A 622-nucleotide genomic window follows, 5' to 3' on the forward strand; every position below is an offset into this window, starting at 1 on the left:
GAGGCTCGCTTCCCGCTTAGATGCTTTCAGCGGTTATCGATTCCGAACTTAGCTACCGGGCAATGCGTCTGGCGACACAACCCGAACACCAGAGGTTCGTCCACTCCGGTCCTCTCGTACTAGGAGCAGCCCCTCTCAATCATCCAACGCCCACGGCAGATAGGGACCGAACTGTCTCACGACGTTCTAAACCCAGCTCGCGTACCACTTTAAATGGCGAACAGCCATACCCTTGGGACCGACTTCAGCCCCAGGATGTGATGAGCCGACATCGAGGTGCCAAACACCGCCGTCGATATGAACTCTTGGGCGGTATCAGCCTGTTATCCCCGGAGTACCTTTTATCCGTTGAGCGATGGCCCTTCCATACAGAACCACCGGATCACTATGACCTGCTTTCGCACCTGCTCGACTTGTCAGTCTCGCAGTCAAGCGGGCTTATGCCATTGCACTAACCTCACGATGTCCGACCGTGATTAGCCCACCTTCGTGCTCCTCCGTTACGCTTTGGGAGGAGACCGCCCCAGTCAAACTACCCACCAGGCACTGTCCGCACCCCGGATAACGGGGCGACGTTAGAACATCAACACTACAAGGGTGGTATTTCAAGGACGGCTCCACC

General features: G+C 56.4%; 1 rRNA gene. It reads right to left on the reverse strand.

Features of this window, described 5'->3' with window-relative positions:
• A 23S ribosomal RNA gene (locus ACXAGQ_RS29080) occupies positions 1 to 622 on the reverse strand; the annotation flags it as partial.

The sequence above is a fragment of the Photobacterium sp. ABD4_091 genome, assembly GCF_056160145.1.